The sequence below is a fragment of the uncultured Maricaulis sp. genome (genome assembly GCF_963976135.1).
In the GTDB taxonomy this organism is placed as follows: Bacteria; Pseudomonadota; Alphaproteobacteria; order Caulobacterales; family Maricaulaceae; genus Maricaulis.
In genome coordinates, this window is sequence record NZ_CAXBKN010000192.1 from 1 (window position 1) to 1,652 (window position 1,652).

General features: G+C 67.2%; 1 protein-coding gene. It reads right to left on the reverse strand.

The window, feature by feature from the left end:
• Window positions 1–149 precede the first annotated feature (149 nt).
• Entirely contained in the window at window positions 150–1,343 is a 1,194-nt protein-coding gene (locus AAC023_RS14475; RefSeq protein ID WP_339742023.1) for a DUF5694 domain-containing protein, read from the reverse strand.
• Window positions 1,344–1,652 lie beyond the last annotated feature (309 nt).

A 1,652-nucleotide genomic window follows, 5' to 3' on the forward strand; every position in this document is an offset into this window, starting at 1 on the left:
GCCCCTTCGAATGGGCCTGGCGCTCGCTGAGCTATGGCCGGTTTCAGCCGTTGCTGCGTGAACGCGGTTAGGGCCTGTCATCGCGACATCGGCCGGGCATCAGAACCGGTTGGCGGGACACGGGCCGAACGCCCCTGTCCCGCCAGCAACTATTCCACCGGATCCGCCAGAACCTGCTCGACGCTGACCAGTTCGATATCATGCATCTGGTCGAGATAGGCGTCGAAATAGGCCTTGTGCGAGGCGCCGACGATGACCAGGACGCGGGCTCCGGGCTGGTTGCCGGCGGCTTCAACGACATTGGCCGCCATGCGCAGACCGCGCACCTGCCACCAGGCGAGATATTGCCGGGCGACCGCATCCCCGTCAGGGGTGGCGGCGGCGAGGCCGAAATCGCCCTCAATGGTAAAGCGCTGATACACCTCGCTATTCAGGAAACGATAGCCATCCAGCACGCCCGCGGCCGAGCCGAGATAGCGGCGCTGTGCCGCGTCCATCTCCGGGTCGAGCGGGTGCTCCGCGGCCCATACGCCCTGGATGACCGGGCCGAGACTGCCCGGCGCCCGGGTCTGGACGATATCGGCGCTATGGTCATCCATCGCCGCGAGACGCTCAATGCCGAGCCGGTTGGCGAGGGCGAGCGCAATGAGATTATTCTCATTGCGCGAGGTCAGGAGCCGGTCGAGCCTTTCCTGCAGGGCCTCACTGACGGCATCGGCGGCGATACGTTCGGCGGGATCGAGCTTTGACCATTGCAGGGCTGCCGACCAGGGTTCGCCGGCGCCGAAAAAGAGCGCGGCCATCCGGCGGCGTTCGGCCGCGGAAGGATCAGCCGGCAGGGCCGCAAATCCGGTCTCCACGGCGAGCGCCGCCTCTGGCTGGGTCATGCCCAGGCTCGCGAGTGCCGGGGCCGGGTCGGTGCAGTAATCATCGGCCACGCCCGGATAGAGGCCGGCATGGCGGCGCAGGGCATCGCAGCCGCGCCCGCCAATCGCCTCGATGGCGATGATGCCGGGCCTGTAGGCGCTGAGCCGGTCAAGGACCAGCGCGAGATGGTCGGGGCTGAAGGCGGCCTCGGGCAGCTGGTTGAGATGGGTCGTGCCCAGGACCAGGACTTCGGTCGGCTCGCCGCCCAGCATGGCCTGGACACCGGCGAAGTCGATCAGCGGGGCGGCCCCGCTGCGCTCGAACACCGGCGATCCGGCGAGAACGGGCGTTGAGGCGGCCTCGCTCTGGCTTGTGTCACCGGGCGCAGTCGCGGCGGGCGGGGCGGCTTGCGGGCTGCAGGCGGCAGGGGCCAGGCCAAGAGCCAGGGCCGAAACGGAAATGAGCGCGGTCTTCATGATGATCCCCTGTCTGAGCGGCGTCGGCGCCGATATCGCAGCATCCGATATCAATCAGCCCGCTCGCGCAATGGGGACTGCGGGCCGGCTTGTCCCCGCCCCGCCGCGGCAGGGTTACACTGCGCCGTTCCGCTCTTTGAAATGCGAAGACCGACAGCAAAACGGCATGGCCCCGAGGGAGCCATGCCGTGTGCCGTCTTGGATGTCATAGTCGTAATAGCAGACCCAAAAAATCCGGTTTTACCGGTAATTCTTAGCCGCCGGCGGCGGTGCGGGCCCGTTTGCGCTCGAATTCCTTGAGGAAGATCT